The 20,160-nt window shown below is 43.1% G+C and carries 21 protein-coding genes; 4 read left to right on the plus strand and 17 right to left on the minus strand.

The features are described from left to right. Positions 1-55: 55 nt before the first annotated feature. The 3 genes from DW251_RS01570 to DW251_RS01580 all read right to left on the minus strand — a co-directional run bounded on the left by DW251_RS01570 (position 56) and on the right by DW251_RS01580 (position 3,309). Complete coding sequence (locus tag DW251_RS01570; RefSeq protein WP_118300017.1) at positions 56-1,552, minus strand: tripartite tricarboxylate transporter permease; 1,497 nt, start codon at positions 1,550-1,552, stop codon at positions 56-58. A 19-nt stretch (positions 1,553-1,571) separates the two neighbouring features. Next, positions 1,572-2,093 (minus strand): tripartite tricarboxylate transporter TctB family protein, encoded by a 522-nt coding sequence (locus tag DW251_RS01575; RefSeq protein WP_118300018.1) that lies wholly within the window; start codon positions 2,091-2,093, stop codon positions 1,572-1,574. A gap of 67 nt (positions 2,094-2,160) precedes the next feature. After that, entirely contained in the window at positions 2,161-3,309 is a 1,149-nt protein-coding gene (locus tag DW251_RS01580) for a tripartite tricarboxylate transporter substrate binding protein (RefSeq protein ID WP_243034836.1), read from the minus strand. Between the two features lie 231 nt (positions 3,310-3,540). On the opposite strand from DW251_RS01580, the gene DW251_RS01585 reads away from it, so the two are divergent. Further along, complete coding sequence (locus tag DW251_RS01585; protein WP_118300019.1) at positions 3,541-4,053, plus strand: shikimate kinase; 513 nt, start codon at positions 3,541-3,543, stop codon at positions 4,051-4,053. Between the two features lie 5 nt (positions 4,054-4,058). On the opposite strand, the gene DW251_RS01590 is transcribed toward DW251_RS01585, so the two are convergent. The 10 genes from DW251_RS01590 to DW251_RS01635 form a co-directional block, all read right to left on the minus strand. Then, positions 4,059-4,973, minus strand: coding sequence for a response regulator (locus DW251_RS01590; protein WP_118300020.1), 915 nt, complete (start codon positions 4,971-4,973; stop codon positions 4,059-4,061). A gap of 2 nt (positions 4,974-4,975) precedes the next feature. Further along, positions 4,976-5,290 carry a hypothetical protein gene (locus DW251_RS01595; protein ID WP_021870302.1) on the minus strand — a complete coding sequence of 105 codons (315 nt, stop codon included), beginning with the start codon at positions 5,288-5,290 and terminating at the stop codon, positions 4,976-4,978. A gap of 84 nt (positions 5,291-5,374) precedes the next feature. Then, positions 5,375-6,769: a TIGR00366 family protein gene (locus DW251_RS01600; protein ID WP_118300021.1), complete on the minus strand. Its 1,395-nt coding sequence runs from the start codon at positions 6,767-6,769 to the stop codon at positions 5,375-5,377. 20 nt (positions 6,770-6,789) lie between these two features. Next, positions 6,790-7,977 (minus strand): mandelate racemase/muconate lactonizing enzyme family protein, encoded by a 1,188-nt coding sequence (locus DW251_RS01605; protein WP_021870300.1) that lies wholly within the window; start codon positions 7,975-7,977, stop codon positions 6,790-6,792. Positions 7,978-8,016: 39 nt separating this feature from the next. Beyond that, positions 8,017-9,168, minus strand: coding sequence for a PatB family C-S lyase (locus DW251_RS01610; RefSeq protein ID WP_021870299.1), 1,152 nt, complete (start codon positions 9,166-9,168; stop codon positions 8,017-8,019). 163 nt (positions 9,169-9,331) lie between these two features. Further along, positions 9,332-10,084: an amino acid ABC transporter ATP-binding protein gene (locus DW251_RS01615; RefSeq protein WP_021870298.1), complete on the minus strand. Its 753-nt coding sequence runs from the start codon at positions 10,082-10,084 to the stop codon at positions 9,332-9,334. After that, a complete protein-coding gene (locus tag DW251_RS01620; protein ID WP_118300022.1) occupies positions 10,081-10,794 on the minus strand; it encodes an amino acid ABC transporter permease in 714 nt (237 codons plus the stop codon). Before DW251_RS01620 ends, DW251_RS01615 begins: the two co-directional genes overlap by 4 nt. Next, positions 10,778-11,494, minus strand: a complete 717-nt coding sequence (locus DW251_RS01625; protein WP_021870296.1) for an amino acid ABC transporter permease — start codon at positions 11,492-11,494, stop codon at positions 10,778-10,780. The genes DW251_RS01620 and DW251_RS01625 overlap by 17 nt, the downstream gene beginning before the upstream one ends. A gap of 67 nt (positions 11,495-11,561) precedes the next feature. Beyond that, the gene (locus DW251_RS01630) at positions 11,562-12,428 is read right to left on the minus strand and encodes a transporter substrate-binding domain-containing protein (RefSeq protein ID WP_021870295.1); all 867 of its coding nucleotides are present in this window, start codon (positions 12,426-12,428) and stop codon (positions 11,562-11,564) included. A 69-nt stretch (positions 12,429-12,497) separates the two neighbouring features. Then, positions 12,498-13,265 carry a DUF1847 domain-containing protein gene (locus DW251_RS01635; protein ID WP_021870294.1) on the minus strand — a complete coding sequence of 256 codons (768 nt, stop codon included), beginning with the start codon at positions 13,263-13,265 and terminating at the stop codon, positions 12,498-12,500. 216 nt (positions 13,266-13,481) lie between these two features. Between DW251_RS01635 and DW251_RS01640 the strand changes: the two genes are divergently transcribed. The 3 genes from DW251_RS01640 (at position 13,482) to DW251_RS01650 (ending at position 17,199) form a co-directional block, all read left to right on the plus strand. Then, positions 13,482-15,023, plus strand: coding sequence for a sulfite exporter TauE/SafE family protein (locus DW251_RS01640; RefSeq protein ID WP_021870293.1), 1,542 nt, complete (start codon positions 13,482-13,484; stop codon positions 15,021-15,023). A gap of 65 nt (positions 15,024-15,088) precedes the next feature. Beyond that, positions 15,089-15,793 (plus strand): response regulator transcription factor, encoded by a 705-nt coding sequence (locus DW251_RS01645; RefSeq protein ID WP_118300169.1) that lies wholly within the window; start codon positions 15,089-15,091, stop codon positions 15,791-15,793. After that, on the plus strand, positions 15,790-17,199 hold the full coding sequence (locus tag DW251_RS01650; RefSeq protein ID WP_118300024.1) for an ATP-binding protein: 1,410 nt from the start codon (positions 15,790-15,792) through the stop codon (positions 17,197-17,199). Before DW251_RS01645 ends, DW251_RS01650 begins: the two co-directional genes overlap by 4 nt. Before the next feature lie 278 nt (positions 17,200-17,477). Here the strand turns inward: DW251_RS01650 and DW251_RS01660 are convergent, their stop codons facing one another. The 4 genes from DW251_RS01660 to DW251_RS01675 form a co-directional block, all read right to left on the minus strand. Continuing rightward, positions 17,478-17,942, minus strand: a complete 465-nt coding sequence (locus DW251_RS01660) for an Hsp20/alpha crystallin family protein (RefSeq protein ID WP_021870290.1) — start codon at positions 17,940-17,942, stop codon at positions 17,478-17,480. Positions 17,943-18,117: 175 nt separating this feature from the next. Beyond that, positions 18,118-18,264 carry a hypothetical protein gene (locus tag DW251_RS01665; protein ID WP_243034837.1) on the minus strand — a complete coding sequence of 49 codons (147 nt, stop codon included), beginning with the start codon at positions 18,262-18,264 and terminating at the stop codon, positions 18,118-18,120. Positions 18,265-18,616: 352 nt separating this feature from the next. Then, positions 18,617-19,495, minus strand: coding sequence for an MATE family efflux transporter (locus DW251_RS01670; RefSeq protein ID WP_243034838.1), 879 nt, complete (start codon positions 19,493-19,495; stop codon positions 18,617-18,619). A gap of 70 nt (positions 19,496-19,565) precedes the next feature. Continuing rightward, positions 19,566-20,153, minus strand: coding sequence for a cytidylate kinase-like family protein (locus DW251_RS01675; RefSeq protein ID WP_118300025.1), 588 nt, complete (start codon positions 20,151-20,153; stop codon positions 19,566-19,568). Positions 20,154-20,160 lie beyond the last annotated feature (7 nt).

The following is a 20,160-nucleotide window of genomic DNA, read 5'->3' on the forward strand; positions in this document are numbered from 1 at the left end:
TTTTTCGCCGGGATGCGCTTATGTACCTCATCCTCTTTTCTTTCGAATATGTGCCCTATTTCCTACGAAACACCCCTCTAACCTTCTCCACATAAGGCTTCGTCCAAGGAATATTTCCCAAAAGCACCCAGGCAATACAAAGCAGCAGCAACACCGTCTGCCAATGCCCAAACGTAAACAAAATCGGATGATCTGCAGAAGAAGCCAATGATACCGCCTGTCTAAAGTTAGAATCCATCATCTGTCCCAAAACCATAGCCAGGATCAGCGGTGCAACCGGATAATCAAACCTTCTCATCAAAAATCCGATCACTCCAAACAAGAACATCAAAGCCACATCAAACAACCGGTTATTACATGCAAAAGATCCGATCACACAAAGACTGGTCACAACCGGGATCATCACATTCTTCGGTATCGTGATCACCTTACTGATCCTCGGCGCTACCAACAATCCAAGTACCAACAGCGCGAAGCAAGCAATAATCCCCGCGATCAAAATAGCCTGAAACGCCTCCGGATTTTTCCTGATAAACATAGGTCCCGGCTGCAGTCCATGAACATAGAATACAGACAAAATGATCGCAGTAACCGCATCACCAGGCACAGCCAGCGTCAGCATTGGAATAAGCGCACCACCAATACATGCATTATTAGAAGACTCACTGGCCATAATACCTTCCACAGCACCTTCACCAAATGGCACCTCCGGTTCCTTCACAATACGCTTCGCCTCATTATAAGCAATAAACGAAGCCACCGGACCACCGGCACCAGGAAGCGCACCAACCAGCATACCAATAGTCGAAGTATAAATAGACAGCTTCCAATGTTTAAGCACTTCCTTCAAACTAACCTTCGTCTTCTCCATAGCCAGAACATTCTGTTCCTGACCAAGACTATAAATAACACTCAACACCTCAGCAAATCCAAAAAAGCCAACCAGCGCCGGTACCGTACTGATACCACCTGTTAAATTCTGGATCCCCAAAGTCAGTCTCTTCGTACCCATTAACGGATCAAGTCCCACCATGCTGATGATCAGTCCCAGCATAACGCTGACCAATCCCTTTGCATAATTCTTCGTGCTGACAGATCCAACTGTCACCAGTCCAAACAAAGCCAACAGGAAATAATCCATTTTCGTAAACTTAATAGCAATCGCCGCAACCGGCTCAGCCAACAGTCCCAAAGCAATAAATCCAAAAACACTACCCACGAAAGAATAGATCGTAGCCGTAAAAAGCGCCTTATAAGACTGTCCCTTCTTAGACATAGGATAACCATCCAAAGTAGTAACAACTGAAGACGGCGCACCGGGAATATTGATCAAAATAGCAGAAACAGCACCTGAGAATACACCCACCACATAAACGCCCATGATCATAGCCAAAGCGTCAGAATGATCCCAGGTATAAGTAATAGAAACAAGCAGCGCTGTAGCCATGGATACAGAAAGTCCCGGTATAGCACCTACAAAAAGACCTGCCACAGATCCCAAAAGGACCATAAGAAGAAAGCGCAGATCCACGATCGATAACATTTCCAACATCTGTTTTTCCTCCTTAAACTTATGGCAGCATTACATGTAAACAAGTCCTAAATGCAATACTCAAAAACAATGATGTCCCAATAGGAACAAGTACAAGCACAGCCACTTTTCTCACCTTCATAAACCACATCATAGCAATCAGAAAAATAACCGTAGCAACCTCAAAAATAGAGATCGTAATACTAAAACTCAAGATTCCGATCGTAACCCGCGGAATTGAAACCTCTCCCAGAACCAGATAATAAAGTCCACAAAGCACCAGCACTCCCAAAACTCTTGCCATCTTTCCCTTACTATCTGTCTTCTCTTTCAAAGTAATTCCATTCCCGACTCTCTTCATAGCCAGAACTCCCTGTCCCATGATCCAGATAGAAAGCCCGATCAGTGCTGCACCAACCAATACCGGAAAAAGATACGGAGACTGGCTCCAAGATTTATTAAACGCCTTTGCATAGGATATAAGAGAATACGAGAGCAGCAAAATGCCGCTCCCGCAAAATAAGATACCCTCTGCAATCAGTGAAGAAACTTTGTTTTTCATTGATCAATCCTCAATTAACTCTCAACATTTCCAGATTACAGTTCCACCATATGCTGAACTGTAACTATCACTCTGCAACTCTTGCAATACCAAAATCCTCAGGGCTCTTCTCAGCTACGCCGTTGTCATACTGTAACCAGCAGATAACAGACTTCCAGTTATCATAGAACTTCTGGATAGAAGCATCATCTGTATACTCTTCATAAACAGGATCAGCTGCTTTCTGCTTAACAAAATCAGTCCACTCAGGATCAGCAAATACCTTCTGGGATGCTGCCTTTAATACATCAACCACATCCTGTGGAGTATCATTATTAACAACAAAGCTTAACAGAGTATAAGGAATATTTAAATACTTCTCAGCTTCCGGTACAGACTCAGTAAATGCAGGAATGTCAGGATAAGCTTCCATTCTCTTATCAGAGAAAACAGCTAAAGGCTTAACATCGCCACTTTCAATATAGCCGCCTAAAGTAGAGATATTAGGGTTAGTAAAATCAACCTGTCCGCCAATTACGCCTAACAGAGCATCATTACCGGAGTCAAAACTGGTCATAGCCACATCATAACCAAGCTCCTTCATAACAAGACCCTGGTTGTGTCCGCTTCCGCCAGGACCAGAGTGAGACATAGTGATCTTTCCAGGATTTGCCTTAATATCATCCAGTAACTCTTCCAGAGTGTTGTACTGGGAGTCTTTACCAACAACCAGTACCTTAGGATCTCCTACTAATGGAGAAATAACAGTAAAATCAGAATAATCCAGATCGCAGACATTCATAGTGCGATAGGTTCCCATGGTCTCTGCACAAACTAATACAGTATAACCATCAGAAGGCTGTTCCTTTACAAACTGGGAACCAATAGAACCAGAAGCACCACCCTGGTTGGTAACTGTAATAGCCTGTCCTAAATACTTCTCTAACAGAGCTGCTAACTTTCTGCCCCATACATCCGTAGTTCCGCCTGCTGCGTAAGGGATGATCATGGTAATAGGCTTGGTAGGATAATCAGCAGTTGCTACTAAATCTCCCTCTGCTGCAGACTCAACTGCTTCGCCGGACTCTTCCTTGTCCCCTGCCTCTGCTGCGGTGGTTTCTGCTGATGACTCAGCTGCTTTTGTTGTCTCATTTGTGGATACAGAAACACTGCATGCTGTCATAGACAGGCACATTGCAGCAGCTGTAGCCAGTGCGACCCATTTTTTCAGTTTCATAATACTACACTCCTTTCTGTAAAATAATATACTCTCGTAATCTCCGCTGTGCTAATGCAGATTATAACACAGCAGGTGATAGGTTTCAACAATAAACTTTGTCAAGTTAAAACTTTAAAGCTTTTACTCACTGTTGTCATATTCCTTGTATTCTTTCCTGAAACATGGTATCATTTTTGCTGTATACAACCTCAAAGTAATTTTTTATACCCACAGGAGGATCCCTAAAAAATGCCCACAAAACTGACAAAACCCATTTTCCTCTGCGGCTACACCAGCAGTGGAAAAACTACCATAGGAAAAGAACTGGCCCGCCAGCTTGACGTACCGTTTTACGATACAGACGAACTGATCACCTCCCAGACAGGACAGACTCCACAACAGATCTTCGCCTCTCAAGGCAACGAAGCCTTCCGCAATATTGAACATGAGATCACCAAACAGGTATCCAGCTATCCCCCCTGCGTAATTTCCACAGGTGGCGGTCTGCTCACCTACTCCCGCAACGGCGATCTTCTCTCCAAAGCCGGTACCATTATCTACTTAAACCGCCCCTTTGAAGACTGCTACAAAAGCCTGATGCGAAATCCTGACCGGCCTCTTATCAAAAACAACACCAAAGAAGAACTTCTTGACCGATACAACAAGCGGGCAGTCTCCTATGAGGCTTACGCAGCATTTACAGTAAAAAATGACCGCACCCCACAGGCAACTGCCCGTCATATCATTGAACTACTTTTCTAAAAACATCATAAGTATTTCTTCATAATTTCATACAGCAGCTCAATACGGATGGGCTTAGATAAATGTTCATTCATCCCAGCCGCCAGAGCTGCTTTCACATCTTCCTCAAAAGCATAGGCTGTCATAGCAATGATCGGTTTATTGGCATGGACCGGATCCGCCAGTTTCCGGATCCTTCTTGCAGCCTCATACCCATCCATTACCGGCATCATGATATCCATTAAAATAAGATCAATATCATCTGCCTCCGGCTGACTCATATATTCTACCGCCTTCTGTCCGTTTCCCACACAGACCACATGGATGCCTGCTTCCTGCAAGATGGTTTCTGCGATCTCACGGTTCAGTTCCACATCTTCTACCAGAAGTACCTTCCTGCCCTTAAAAGTATCCGGCGCAATGATCTCATTTCCGCCAATACCGCCTGCCTTGCTGGAATTTTGCAGCACATCATAAAGTTCCGATAAAAACAACGGCTTGGCACAAAATGCCGTAACACCTGCTTCTCTTGCCTCATCCTCAATATCCGACCAGTCATAAGCAGTCAGAATAATGATGGGCACCTCATCTCCAATCTCACTTCGGATCCGTCGTACTACCTCCACGCCATTCATATCCGGCATCAGCCAGTCAATAATGTATACATGGAACGGATCATTCTGCTCAGTAGCATATTTTGCCCTGAAAACTGCCTCCTTTCCGGAAGTCGTCCACTCAGGCCGCAACCCGATCGTCCGCAACATCTTTTCCACGCTGACGCAGCTGTCCATATTATCATCTGCCACCAGTGCCCGAAAACCGTTTAATTCCTGGATCACGCCCCGGTTCTTTGTTGCAGAAGTAGTCTTAAAACGCAAGCCAATAGTGATCTCAGAGCCTTTTCCCAGCTCACTTTTCACCTTTATATTTCCGCCCATCATATCTACAATATTCTCTTCCCGTCTACCTCTGCCTCATAGGTGATACTGTTCTCTTCATCCCGTTCTTCCGGATCTCGGCTGTTAAAAAATGTTTCTATACTTTCCAGAGACAGATCTTTCTTTAAACTCTCCTTATACTCTTCCACTGCAGAATTACAGACAATAAAATCAGCCAGCCCGGTATACATACCAGTCTGACTGATTTTTAACAACCATGGTGCAAAATTCATCCGCGTATATGTATTCTTTTCTATATCCACCAGGACACTATTAAAGAAACTTCCACCTAAAACCTGCAGTACGTCTTCTTCCCTCATCCTAAGCTCCTTTAATTCCCGTCAAACCAAAAATCTCATACTGCTTTCATTTTAAGGGATGGGCTAAGGATTGTCCAGCAGATTTTAAAACGGTCCTATATTAATTGTCTGGGCAATGATCAGCATAATGACACTTACAACAGTCCAGATACAATGCAGTGGAAACTGGAATTTCAGCCAGTCTACCCAGTTTACTTTGGCAACTGCCATCGTTGCCATGTAAGAAGCATTGGTAGGATAAATAGTATTGGACCAGCCATCACCAAACTGTGTGGCAAGGACAGCGCCCTGCTTGGAAACATGAAGGATATCTGCCAGTGGAGACATGATAGGCATGGTAGCTGTCATCTGGCCGGAACCGCTGTTGATCGGGAAATTAAGCAGCATGCCGGCAATAAAGATACCCACAATAGCCAGAGTAGGAGGAAAAGCGCCTGCAATCTTTGAAATTCCATAAACAAATACGTCAAGTGTATTGCTGGTTGTCATAAGAAGGGCAATGGTACGTGCAAAACACATAACAAGGGCTCCCTGAAGAATATCTCTTGCACCATTCATGAACATTTTACAGGTATCAGTAAGACTGTGGCCGGAGAGAACGCCGGCACCTGTACTCATTACCAGGAACAGACCTGTCATTTCAGCAATATCCCAGCCAAGCTTGATCACACCGAAAATATTAAAGAAAAAGCAGACAACAACATAGACACATACCACTTTGTTTTTAGCGCTTAAAGTTGCATTCTGAGTCATCTGCATATTCTCTTTTCTGCGTATCTCATCTTCTTCGTAGGTAGCACTGAGTATAGGATTTTTGCGTATTTTCTTCGCATATCTTAAAATATACCATACAGTGATCCCGTAAAAAAGGAAGAAGCAGATGGCACGATACCACATAGCAGAATAAAGAGGAAGCTGGCAGATCTTCTGGCCGATAATAGTAGTAAACGGATTTCCCATACCCGTACTATAGCCAACGCAGTTTCCGCAGATAACGATAGCAAGGGCAGTCATGGTATCAAAACCAAGATCCAGTACCAGCGGCAGTATCATGGGAAGGAAGATGATACAAAGCTCCGGAGCCCCCATAAAGGACTCAAAAAGTCCAAAAACAAGAATGAGGAACGGGATCGCCATTTCCCGGTTCTTATCAAATTTTTTAAGGATGATGGCAAGAGCAGCCGGGATAATGCCAAGTTCATTGATAATGCCGAAGGTTCCACCTACTACAAGAGTCATAAAGATCATGCTGGCAGCATTGGTAAAACCTCCAGAGTAAGCAGATATAAACTGGATAAATGTAATCGGGGTTTTTGGAAGATAATGAAAGCTGTTAGGATCAACAATATTTCTTCCTGTATTGGGATCTAATACCCGGTCATAAGCTCCTGCAGGCATAATCCACGAAAGTACAGCAAAGAACATAGCAATGCATACCAGTATAACAAAAATGTGGGGGATCTGTATTTTTTTCTTCACAGTATAGTTCTCCTCTCCATTTATGGTTCATCAACGGTTACATGAACAAGTGCCTCTGCAATGGCTGCTTCTGAAAGCTCCTGTCCGATACCCGGTCTGTCTGATACATAGAATTTTCCATTTACAGGCTGATAATCATACTTGCCAAGACGGGCAATAGCAGGCTGTGTGGAACGAAAATGATGTTCATAAATCGCAAAATTGGTAGTAGCGGCTGTCAGCTGTAAAGCAGCTGCTGTGGAAATTGGACCGCCTGCACAGTGGATCTGCGCCTTTACGTCAAAAGCTTCTGCCATGGTACAGATCTTTCTGCACTCTGAAATACCGCCGCAGTTGCAGGCATCCGGCTGAACTAACTGGATAGAGTTATCTTTAAAGTAATTAAGGAACTGCCATCTGGTATATAAACGTTCCCCAGATGCCAAAGGAGTGCGGACCTTTTCACGGATCAGCTTCTGGAATTCCGGGCGGAGGGGCGTACAGGGCTCTTCTAAGGCGTAAAAATTATATTTATCGCAAAGCTCTCCTAATTTAATACCGGAAGTAACATCGGTACGCCCATGATTTTCCATGATAATATCAACATTGCCGCAGGCTTCGCGGATCGCAACAATACGTTCTTCTACCATATTATAAAAATCAGTAGAGACAAAACCTTCACAGTCACGGTTTGGAATATCTTTCTTATCCCGGTCATAAAGAGTAAAATCCAGCTTTACCGCATCATATCCGTCTTCCATTGCATATTTACAGATATCTGCGTATTCTTTTGCGGTACCTCTTGGCCCTACATCTTCATTCCAGCCAAACTGAAGCTGTGACGCATAGCAGCGGATGCTGTCATTTACCTTTCCGCCTAATAATTCATAAACAGGAACATTTAATACTTTTCCCTTGATATCCATTAAGGCAATGTCAATGGCGCTGATAGCTGCAAAGACAACCGGGCCGCCGCCCTGGCCCCAGAAGCTTACTTTAAACATTCTCTCCCACAGCTCATCTGTACGCATAGGATCTTTTCCGATGACCAGACGGGAGATATCCTGGAGCATGCCGATCCCCGCAGGTGCTGCGTAATCAAAAGCGATCCCCGCTTCACCGTCACCATAGAAACCTTCATCTGTCCATACCCGGCAGCAGATGGGACGTCTGCTGGCTCTCTGGGCAGTAGCATCCAGCATGTAAATATCAACTTTTGTTATCTTCATAAAAAACTCCATTCTGCCGCCCAACAGCAGCCCAAACTTTTAATAAACTTTTTCCTGTTTTTTCCAATTATCCAAAGCTTTCTCAACTTTATCAAACGCCTCCTCCAGATACGCTCTGGGGCAGGCGAAATTCACACGGATAAAACCGGGAGCAGAAAAAGACTCTCCGTCATTAAATTTCACACCTGCTTCTTTCATAAAAAAGCCGGCAGGATCACTTAATCCGGTTTCTCTGGCATCGATCCAACCTAAATAAGTACCTTCACTGTGGCAGATAGAAAGCCCCGGGATCCGGCTGATCCGTTCGTCCAGCCATTTTTTATTTTCCCTCAGGTATTCTAACAGTTCCTGCCGCCATTCTTCCCCTTTTGTAAAAGCTGCCTCAAGGGCAACAAAAGAAAGAGTATCAAAAGGCGCATGCATCGTTGCTGCTACTTCTTCGTATTTATGTCTTAACTTTTCATTTGGGATAATGGCAAATGCCACCGGAAGACCGGGTATGTTATAGGTCTTGCTTGCAGAATGATGAAGGATCACTCTCTGTCTGGCTGCTTCATTTAAGGTAATCGCAGGAATATGTTCTCCTTCCAGGATCAGGTCACTGTGTATCTCATCTGCAACCACCACAATGTCATGTCTGGCAGCAAATGCAAATAACTCCTCAAGTTCCTTTCCGGTAAATACACGACCTACCGGATTATGAGGATTACACAACACAAAGGTGGTCACATCCTGTGTAACCGCTTTTTCCATTGCCTCAAAATCAAAGGTATACAGCCCGTTTTCCTGTTTTAAAGGTACACGGATCACTGGCTTTCCCGCTTCCTGGGGCAATTTCTGGTTAATATGGGGATACATAGGAGTTGCCACCATAATGGTGCCGCCTAAAGCTCTGGCAGCAATATTATTTCCTGTATTAACTCCATGGTTAAACAGGATCCATTCTTTTTTTACATCAAAATCATATCTTCTCTTATAATAGGAAATAACTGCCTGATAAACACTTTCTCCGGGAAATGTATATCCGAAAAATGGATGTTCCAGGCGTTTTTTCAGTGCTTCTAAAACAGGCTCTGCCACAGGAAAGTCCATATCCGCAACCCACAGCGGGATATAATCTCCTCCCTGGCCGTCCCATTTAGAGCAGTCTGTATTTTTTCTGTTTATCTGTCTGTTAAAATCAATTTTCATTTGGGGGACTCCTTTCGCAGCCGCTTGTTTTTCTTTTGGACTCCTTAAACTCACAAGCCCCGCGCTGGCGCGCTCCACTGCCTGCTGACGCAGGCGGCTTGTTCGTTAATGGCTTGCGAAAAACAAATGCGCCTCGGGCGGCGCTTGTTTTTCTCTGCGCTCATTATATCGTATACGACCACTTAGGCAGTACACGCTCTAAGAACTGCTTTGTTCTTTCTTCTTTTGGATTGGAAAAGATCTCATCCGGCTTTCCTTCTTCCACTACAACACCACCGGCCATAAAGATCACACGATTGGCTGCATCAGAAGCAAAGCTCATTTCATGGGTCACTATGATCATGGTGATCCCTTCTTTTGCAATATCTTTGATAACTTTTAATACTTCTCCCACCAGCTCCGGATCCAGGGCAGACGTAGGTTCGTCAAAAAGGATCACATCCGGATTTAACACAACAGCTCTGGCAATTCCCACTCTCTGCTGCTGTCCGCCGGAAAGCTGGGACGGATAATAATCTGCCTTATCCTTAAGACCTACCTTTTCCAATGCATCAAGAGCGATCTCCTTTGCCTTTTCTTTTGATACGCCTCTTGCCTGGGTCAGTCCTTCCATTACATTTCCAAGGGCCGTTTTATTGGCAAACAGATTATAATTCTGGAAAACCATGGCAGTCCTTAAACGGATCTCATGGATTTCTTTCTTCTTTGCTTTTGCTGCGTCTACCGTAATATCTCCTACTGTGATCGTTCCTTCATCTGCTCTTTCCAGGAAATTAATGCACCGCAGCATGGTGGTCTTTCCGGAGCCGCTGGGGCCGATCACTACCACCACATCTCCTTTATTTACAGTAATATCAACACCTTTTAAAACCTGGTTCTGTCCAAATGCTTTATGTAAATTTTTAATCTCGATCATATCTTACCTCCTGCCGCATATTTATACCGTTTTTCCATTACATAAAACAGCTTTTCCACGCAGACGCACATAGCCCAGTATACGACAGCTACTGCAATATATGCCTCCAGATAACGGAAATTCACAGCTGCCGAATTGATAGCCGCTCCTAAAATATCATTTACGGAAATAAGATATACAATGGATGTGGACTTTAAAAGACCGATCACATTGTTGCACAGAACAGGAAGGGCTGCAGGAACAGCCTGTGGAAAGACCACCCGAAACAATGTCTTTGTCCTGGTAAGTCCTATGGAATACGCAGCTTCATACTGTCCTTTTCCCACGGAAAGGAGAGCGCCAAGAACTGTTTCTGTGATTTGCACCACTGCATAAATGCTTAACGCAGCAATACCTATATATATTTTATTCATAGTCTGCAGCGGCTTTGCCCACTCATAGCTTAATGCCAGGTAATCAATAGGCTTTAAGATCAGGTAATTGATCATAAGCACCAGCAGTACCGCCGGTATTCCTTTTAAAATATTAGACGCATTTTTTAAAAACGAAGCTGCAAAAGGAACATTGAAGCGGCGGATCACCGCAAAGGGAACACCAAAAAGGAAACCTATAAACAGGGGAGCAAAAGTCAGCAGCAAAGTAACCGGCATAGCTTCCCATATTTTCCCGATCACTGTAAAAACATACGAAAACTCAAAGGGCGATGCCATTTTCCTTCCTCCTTGTCTGACCATTAAGCCGGTGCTCCATCCAGGTAAACAAACGCTCCAGTAAATAGGAAACGATGATAAATATGATCGCTGCATCTACATAGCCTTCCAGAACACGGTTGGTACGTGTTCCAATAGCTTTTACCTGACCCATGATATCAATAATTCCCAGTGTAAATGCCATTGCAGTTGCCTGGAAAGATCCGATCACACGGGTTCCAAATGCAGGCGCTGCTATTTTAAATGCCTGTGGGATAATGATCCTTTTATAGGTCTGAAATGTGGTAAGTCCTACAGAAGCTGCCGCTTCAAGCTGGCCCTTGGGAACACTTTCAATAGAAGACCGGATGATCTCCGACATAAATGCCCCATCATTTAAAAGATATGTAACCAGTACAAAAAACAGCTTACTCCAATGGTTAATATCCACTCCTAAGGGTGCTACAAGAAGTGGCAGTCCATAATAGACTACAAATAGCTGCACCAGGATCGGGGTACCTCTTACAAAAGAGATATAAAGAGCTGCCAGTTCTTTTAACACTGGTATTTTAAAGATACGTGCCGCTGCCAGAATAAATCCCAGGACCAGCCCCCCTGCAACGCTCACTACTACAATAAGAAGCGTTACAGGGAAACGGGATAAGATCTTTGGGAAATATTCCACCATATCGCTGAAACGGAAAATGCTGGAAAGATCCATGTTTTATGCTCCTGTTCTGTTACTGTTCATGTTATAAGATCATTCATAAAATACGTGTACCGTAAATTTATTCTTCTGAGTTATAATCACTTCCTGTGTACTCAATAGAAAGCTTTGTAAGAGTTCCGTCTTCTTTCATTGACTTTAAAGCAGTATCCATGTCATCCCGGAGCTGTTCCTCTCCCTGTGCCAGCATGAAATAGGCCTGTGACTCGCTGAAATAGCTGTCTTCGTTAATATCATAGCCACCGCCAAATGCTTCATTGTATTTTTTAAATGTCTTCTTGGTTGCAACAATGGCATCCAGTCTTCCGTTCATTACATCATCATAAATACTTTCATTGGTAGCACCATTGGAATATACAATATCGATTTTATTGTCATGTTCTGCATTGTATGTTTCCAGAATCGCTGCTGTGTTGCTTCCCTGACCGGCACTTACTTTCTTTCCAACCAGATCATCAATAGAGTGGATATCATCTCTTCCTTTTTTGTATACAAGACGCTTATTGTAAGCGGCAAAACCTTCATTTGTAAACAGATACTTCTTCTCTCTTTCCGGGTTCTTCTCAAACTGCTGGGAGCCAATGGAAACCTTCTTTGCATCCAGAGCAACAGAAATGTTGGCAAGTTCCATGTTTTCAATCTGGAATTCATACTGTGGAAGGCGGTTGTCGATCTCCTGTAAAACAGCTACATCATAGCCTGCAGGCTGATTGTTTTCATCTATGTAGGTATATGGTTCAAAAGTGGCACCTACTGCCACATAGACTTTTCTTACTTCCTGGCTGTCTGAATTTCCCTGGGTTGTATTCTGTCCTGCATCCTGAGCTGCCCCACTCTCTGCTGTTTTGCTGCTGCAACCAGCTAAAACTGCTGCCGCAAGTACAGCTCCTGCAAATATTCTGATGCCTGACTTCCATTTTCCTCTCATAATTGCTGCCTCCTGATCTTTCATGATCTCATCTATTCTGTTCTCACTTTTTCCAACCTATCTAATCTGTTATTTCTCTTCTTTTTTATCGTCCTCATCATCCCATAAAGGCTGCTGTAAAAGCCGCTTATAATAAGCTCTTGTCTGATACAGCGCACCTACCGGGTTGTGGGCCAGAACACGGTCCTTTGTGACCAGCGTAGTTGCCAGAGCCTTGGAATATTTATAAAATAAACTGTCATGGCCTACACAAAGCCCCACTACTACATTTAACTGGGTCCCCGCTTTATTTAAAAGCTTTGCCTGTAAAATAGGATTACACATCACCGGTCCGGTCTTACATGTATATTTGGGATCCAGACCAATATCTGTTTTATCTACAGAACCTACCTTACATGCCACTCCGTATACATCAAAGCCATTTAATTTCAGTATCCTTGCGAAAATACGGCTCTCTTCGATCAGGCCCACACAGGTTGCGATGCCGATCTTCTTTGCACCGATCCTTTTCGCTACTTCCATGATCTCCTCTACACGGGTATATTTTCCATAAAAGCCACCTTCCACTTCAGCTGAAGCAATGGCTATCTTATTGTTTTCTTCATTTTCTGTATAAAGCTTAACTACTTTTTCTAATTCTTTTTCAGTCAGTTTTTCTGTAAGACAAAATTCCGGATAAGAAGCGTTCCGCTTGGAACAGTTAAGCACACCACAGTCCGTACAGCTGTGGGGAAATATCTTTTTCTCTGCACTTACTGACACTTCCTGAGTTTTTTCCACATTTTTCTTAGCCTTACTGCTTTTTACCTTGCTATCTTTTTCTTTCTTGTCACTCATATGCTTTCTCCTCGCCTTTTATTAACCAATCACATTGGTATGTTAATGGGTATTATAGAGATGGTGAGCATTTTTGTCAACAAGTGATTTTCTATTGCCAGTTATAAAAGAAGACTATAGCAGAACAATTGCACAAAATGTCTGTTCCACATAAAAATCACAAATTTCTCTGGTATACTCACAAAAACAATGAAAGTAAAGAGAGGTACAATGTTTATGAAGATCCTCAGAAAAACACTGCATATCGGCGGCATGAGCTGTGTAAACTGTGAACACAGGATCCGGTACGTCCTGAAAACCGCACCCGGGATCCAGGACGCTACTGTAAGCTACAATACCGGCCTTGCCCATGTTACTTACGATACCGATACCATTTCCTTAAAACAGATCCGGGAGATCATTGAAAAAAACGGCTATACCACTTTGCCGGAAACAGGAACATCCGATTATGATATGAAAAAAAACTTTGTCTCACTGGCTGTTATCCTGTTTTTATATGCCCTTTTACAGCATTTCGGCATTCTCAACCTGCTGGCTCCAGGGCAGCTGGCAGATACAAAAATGGGCTATGGCATGCTGTTTGTGATCGGACTTATTACATCTGTACACTGTATTGCCATGTGCGGCGGCATCAACCTGTCCCAGTGTATTCCACAACCTTCAAATGCCTCTGATGTTTCCGGAAGCAGCCGCGCTCTTGACATTTTTCTTCCGGCTCTTCTTTATAATACAGGCCGTGTGATTTCTTATACAGCGATTGGTTTTCTTTTAGGTCTTGTTGGCATGCTGTTAGGCGCCGGTACACAGACCGAGATTTCCTATTTTCTCCAGGGTAGCTTAAAAATGATCGCCGGAATTTTTATGGTGATCATGGGCATCAATATGCTGGGGATCTTTCCCTGGCTTCGTCCACTTACCTTACGGATCCCACGTTTTTTATCCACAAAAGTCCTTAAAAAGCGTGCTTCCAGCCGACAGCCACTGTTTGTTGGACTTTTAAACGGCCTGATGCCCTGCGGTCCCCTTCAGTCCATGCAGATTGTGGCTCTGGCCTGCCAAAATCCATTTTCCGGTGCTTTATCCATGTTTTTATTCAGTCTTGGAACCGTTCCCCTTATGCTTGGGCTTGGCTCTCTGGTCTCCGTTCTTGGAAAGCGTTTTGCAAAAAAAATGACCACTGTTGGCGCCATCCTTGTAGTTGTCCTCGGTCTTGCCATGTTTTCCCAGGGAACTGCATTAGCCGGTATTTCCGAAGGCCCGGAAAATTCTCAAAATACAGCAAATCCTCAAAATACGGGAACTTCCGAAGATCAGGGAACCTCGACAGATACCACAGATTCTTCCAATGCTGCCGATAAAACACCCCAGGATGAAAATGCAAATAACATCCAGGTCATCTACAGCACCTTACAGCGCGGAAGATATCCTGATATCAAAGTTCAGACCGGTGTTCCTATAAAATGGATCATCAATGCTCCCAAAGGCTCCCTTAACGGCTGCAACTACAGAATGTTGCTGCGCTCCTTCGGAATTGAACATACCCTTTCAGAAGGAGAAAATGTGATCGAATTTACTCCTTCTAAATCCGGAACTTTTCAATATACTTGCTGGATGGGAATGATACGTGGTAATATCACTGTAACAGATACACTAGAAACTTCTCCAACTGATCCAGATACAAGTACAGGAGCGGAAGAAACAGATCCTGAAACAGAACCATTTTTTAACGGCTCCGGTATGGGCTGCTGCGGAAGCTAAAAACATCTGGAATTGTATGGCGAAAACTTGTAATGAGGATGTTTAAGAAGGAATGGATGATTGATATGATGGAACAGAAAACGATACTGATCGTCGATGATGAAAACATGATGCGTGAGGCCGTTGCCTCCTATCTTGAAAAGCAGGGATATCATGTGCTCCAGGCAGAAACAGGAACGCAGGCACTCAGCCTTCTGGAAAAAGAAACGGTTTCCTTTGTAATCCTGGACCTGATGCTTCCAGATATATCCGGTGAAGAAATCTGTTCCAGAATACGCAGGCAGTCCCGGATTCCCATTATCATGCTCACAGCCAAAACCATGGAAGATGATATGTTAAATGGTTTAAACCTTGGAGCAGACGATTATATCACCAAGCCTTTCAGCCTGAAAAACCTGTATGCCAGGATCCAGGCAGTATGGCGCAGGTCAGACCATGACCTGAAGCCTCTTGCAGAAAAATTTTCATGGAATGCCGGGGATCTGGTGATCGACTATAACCGGAAAGAAGTGTTAAAAAAAGGGGAAACTATTTCACTTACCCCCATTGAATGGAAGATCTTATCTGCATTTACCAGATATCCTCAAAAAGTATTTACAAGAGACGAACTGATTGCTTCCGCTTTCGACACGGATTTTTCCGGATATGACCGGGTGATTGACACCCACATTAAAAATCTGAGAAAGAAAATAGAAGATGACCCCAAAAATCCCATTTATCTGTGTACAGTTCATGGAATTGGATACAAGTTCGGGGGAAATATACAATGAAGCAGAAAAAACATAAGATAAGCACACAATTATCTGCCGGATTTGCAGTAATCGTCCTGATCACTATTTCCGTAATCAGTCTCACTGCCAATCTGCTGATCAGCCATCAGTTTGAGAAATATGTAGCCAGACAGAGGGAGACCTTTGCCGAACAGCTGATCACCACACTTCTGTCCCAGTATAACAGCAGCAACCAGACCTGGAACCTGGATTATATCCATGGTGTGGGAATGTATGCTTTAAAAGACGGATATATCATCAAAGTGTATGACAAAGATAAAAATATCATCTGGGATGCCGAAAATCATGACATGACCCTATGCCACCAGATCATGAAAGACATCCATACAAATATGGAGAAGAAGCGGCCCGGCCTTAAGGGCAGTTTTTCCACTTATCACTATACATTAAGCCAGGACAATAAAATTGCCGGTTATGCAGACATCAGCTACTACGGCCCTTATTATTTCAGTGAAAGTGACTTCCAGTTTCTGGACTCATTAAACCAGATCCTGTTTATCACCGGTATTTCTTCTCTTATCCTTGCAGTGATCGCCGGTATGCTCCTTGCAAAACGGCTTTCTGTTCCTCTTACAAAGGCAAAGGAAACGGCCGAAAAGATTGCTGATGGAAATTATCAGATCCGATATGGCTCAGATAAAGCCAATACAACTGCACTGGAACTGGCACAGCTTGGTCAGGCTATTGACCATATGGCTGAAAATCTTGAAAAACAGGAAGAAGTCCGCAGACAGCTAACCTCCGACGTAGCCCATGAACTGCGCACACCGGTGGCAAATGTATCTTCCCAGCTGGAAGCTATAATCGAGGAAGTATGGGAACCTACAAAAGAGCGGCTTCAAAGCTGCTATGATGAACTCGGCCGGATCTCCGGTATCATTTCTGACCTGGAAAAACTGCGCCAGATCGAGGCTTCCAATATGGTTCTGGAGAAAGAACCAGTTGACCTTTTAGAATTGGCTCAGGCAGTAAAAACTGCTTTTGAACCGGAACTGGCAAAAAAGAAACTCACCTGCATGGTAACAGGTGAGTCTGCTATTATCTCCGGAGACCAGAGACGGCTCCACCAGGTGATCTTCAACCTGGTATCCAATGCTGTTAAATATTCTACCGAAAGCGGTCAGATCCTGATAGATATCCACAATTCAGGCAAAAACGTGCAGCTGACCGTCAAAGATCAGGGCATCGGTATCGCTAAAGAAGACATTCCTCTGATCTTTGAACGCTTCTACCGTACCGACCGCTCCCGCAACCGCAAAACCGGCGGCGCAGGTATTGGTCTGACCATTGTAAAAGCCATTGTGCTGGCACATGGTGGAAATATTTCTGTGGAAAGTGTAAAAGGCTGCGGAAGCTGCTTTATGGTGGTATTACCGAAAAAATAAATCCCGCTTTTATTTATCCTAACACTGATGTTCCCCACAGTGATGTTCTCCGCAGGAATGTCCCGCTCCATGCTCATGATGAGTGCAGTGCACATCCGGGTTATAGTCTAATTTTCCTTCTGCATATGCTTTTATTTGTCTGGCGGAGCTGTCGGCCCTTTTACAGCTGCCGGTGCAGCAAAAAGCCGCCGGAAAAAGCTTTTACACTTCTTCCGGCGGCTCTTATTTATAACCTTATGACCTTATTTAGTTGACCAGCTCCCGCTCCCTGTTTCATATTAACCTTCAATAGAAACATACTTCTTCTGCTCTACTGCCGGCTTTGCTTCCTTCTTCGGAACGAACAACTTCAGGATACCATGTTTGAACTCACCCTTGATATCTTCTTCTGTGATGTCTTCGCCTACATAGAAGCTTCTCTCACAGGATCCTGCGTAACGCTCTTTACGAATGTAACGGCCAGATTTCTTATCCTGTTCGTCTTTATCAAGTCCCTTGGCTGCACTGATGGTCATATAACCATTCTCCAGGGATACCTTGATCTCATCTTTTGTAAATCCAGGCAGATCCATTTCCAGCTCATAACCGCCTTCGGTTTCCTTGATATCAGTCTTCATCAGGTTTTTACCTCTGCGGCCGTACAGCTTCTTTTCTACATTGCTTTCTGTGTTATCATCAAAAAATGGAAAATCCTTCATAAAGTTATCAAATAAATCTTCTCCAAAAATACTAGGCATTAACATAAGTCATCTCTCCTTTTCCTATACTCTCTATGTTTTATTTTACTTGTTATCTTCTGGAACCGGGGATGTCTGGAAACTTCCCGGAACCTTTGGCATCTTACTTCTTTGCCTCTTTGTTCCTTTCTGTTTCCCTTCCTTTGTTCTAGCTGTAATATAACACTTATTATTAGCAATGTCAAGAGGCGAGTGCTAATTTTTTATAAAAAACTTCCACACCGAGCTGGTCACGGAACAGCTCATAATCAATGGATAAATCAAACCATCGAGAAGTTTTATCCTCTGCTGATTTGGTCGTTTCAATCAATACGCTACATTCTTCCATCGTAATTCAGTCCTTTCTTCTGATTTTGAGTATGAAAAAAGCAGTCGATCATAACGGAAAGACTGCTTTAAACCATATCCTTTATTGCTTTGTGTGGAGATTTAACTGATTGTCTATGTCCCGTCCGGCATACATTACTCTAAGAAAAGCAATATATTCAAAAATTCCTCTCAAATCACTGTCAGCCTGTTCGGATACTTCTATTTCATATATCATAAGCCATAATCCTTGCGAATGTCAGCACAATAGCAATACTAATTTTATGCTCCAATAATCTTATTGAATATGTTCACATATAATAATGAGGTCACATTCCATGACCTCATCACTTTCATTTTTTCCAGATCTGCCATTATTCGGCTATACTCTGTTCCAGCGGCATAGAGGCCAGAAATGACAGTTCTTTCTTTTCAGCTATTCCCAGATAAATGATTGCAAATACAACTGTTACTGTTTCACTGATGAGAAAGCTCCACCATATTCCATTGATTCCCATCATCTTACCCATAATTGATGCAAGTGGAAGCAAAATGATCACCTGCCTTAGCGCGGAAATTAAAAGACTGGCTATTCCTCTTGAAAAGCCCTGTAAAGCATAGCAGGTCATAACAGAAATTCCTCCAAACACAAAACTAAGTCCCAAAATACGCAATGCAGTCACACCCAGTAAAAACATTTCTTCTGATGGTGCAAATGCTGATATTAACTGTATCGGCAGCATCTCCATTATGATCAAACCAACCAGTCCGATCAAAGCAGAATACGCCCCGCTAAGCCGGATAACTTTCTTAATCCGTTCTGCATGTTTTGCGCCAATGTTAAATGCTACGATCGGGATCAAAGCATTATTTAATCCAAAAACTGCCATATACACAAATGTCTGTAATTTAAAATATGCTCCAAATACTGCTGTCGAAGTTGTTGAAAAATCCAGAAGAAGTTTGTTAATGCCAAAACACATAACGCTGGACATAGATTGCATAATAATCGTTGGAATTCCAACAGTGCAAATCCCCTTAAAATAATAGCTTTCTAATTTAATGCATTTAAAATCAAACTGCACATCTGTATTTTTAGTCAGATTAAAATATAATCCCAACAGCATTGCTATGATCTGACCTGCCACTGTAGCAATTGCCGCACCTCTGGTTCCCATTGCCGGCAAACCGAAATATCCAAAAATAAAGATGGGATCTAAAATAATGTTGATGACCGCACCAACGATCTGCATTACTTAACATTAATTAATCCTGGATCATTCATATGCAAAACCATAAATAATCCAGGATCATCTATACTTTTTATTTACTGCATTCTATGATAATTGCTTCACACTTATCATATCCAATCTCTGAACTGTTCAGACACAACGTATAATTGCTGGCTTTTCCCCAGTTCTGCTCCGTATAAAAGTTGTAATTTGCCATACGTCTTTTATCTGTGTCTGCCATCATTTTAACAGCTTCCTGCTCTCCTACATTGTATAAATGGGTGATACGCTGTATTTTTTCCGGCATATCCCCATGAATAAATACATTCAGCACATCGTCCCGGTCTTTCAGGATAAAATCAGCATTTCTTCCAATGATCACGCAGGGCTCCTTCCCAGCCAGATCTAAAATAACTTTTCTCTGTGCCTCATACACCATATCTTCCACTGATTTTCCTGTAATATCACGTCCTACAAGTGCATATGCAAATAATCCTTTCTTCGGAGACAGCTCTGCTTTTTCCTGGATATAATCTGGAGACAGACCTGACTCTTCTGCAATATGACTAATGATGTTTTTATCATAATAGGCTATTCCCAGTTTCTTTGCTACTTCTTCACCGATAAAACGTCCACCGCTTCCAAATTCCCTGCTGATCGTAATAATTTTTTTTGCCATTTCCAGT

The organism is Clostridium sp. AM22-11AC (assembly GCF_003473545.1).
Taxonomy (GTDB): domain Bacteria; phylum Bacillota; class Clostridia; order Lachnospirales; family Lachnospiraceae; genus Enterocloster.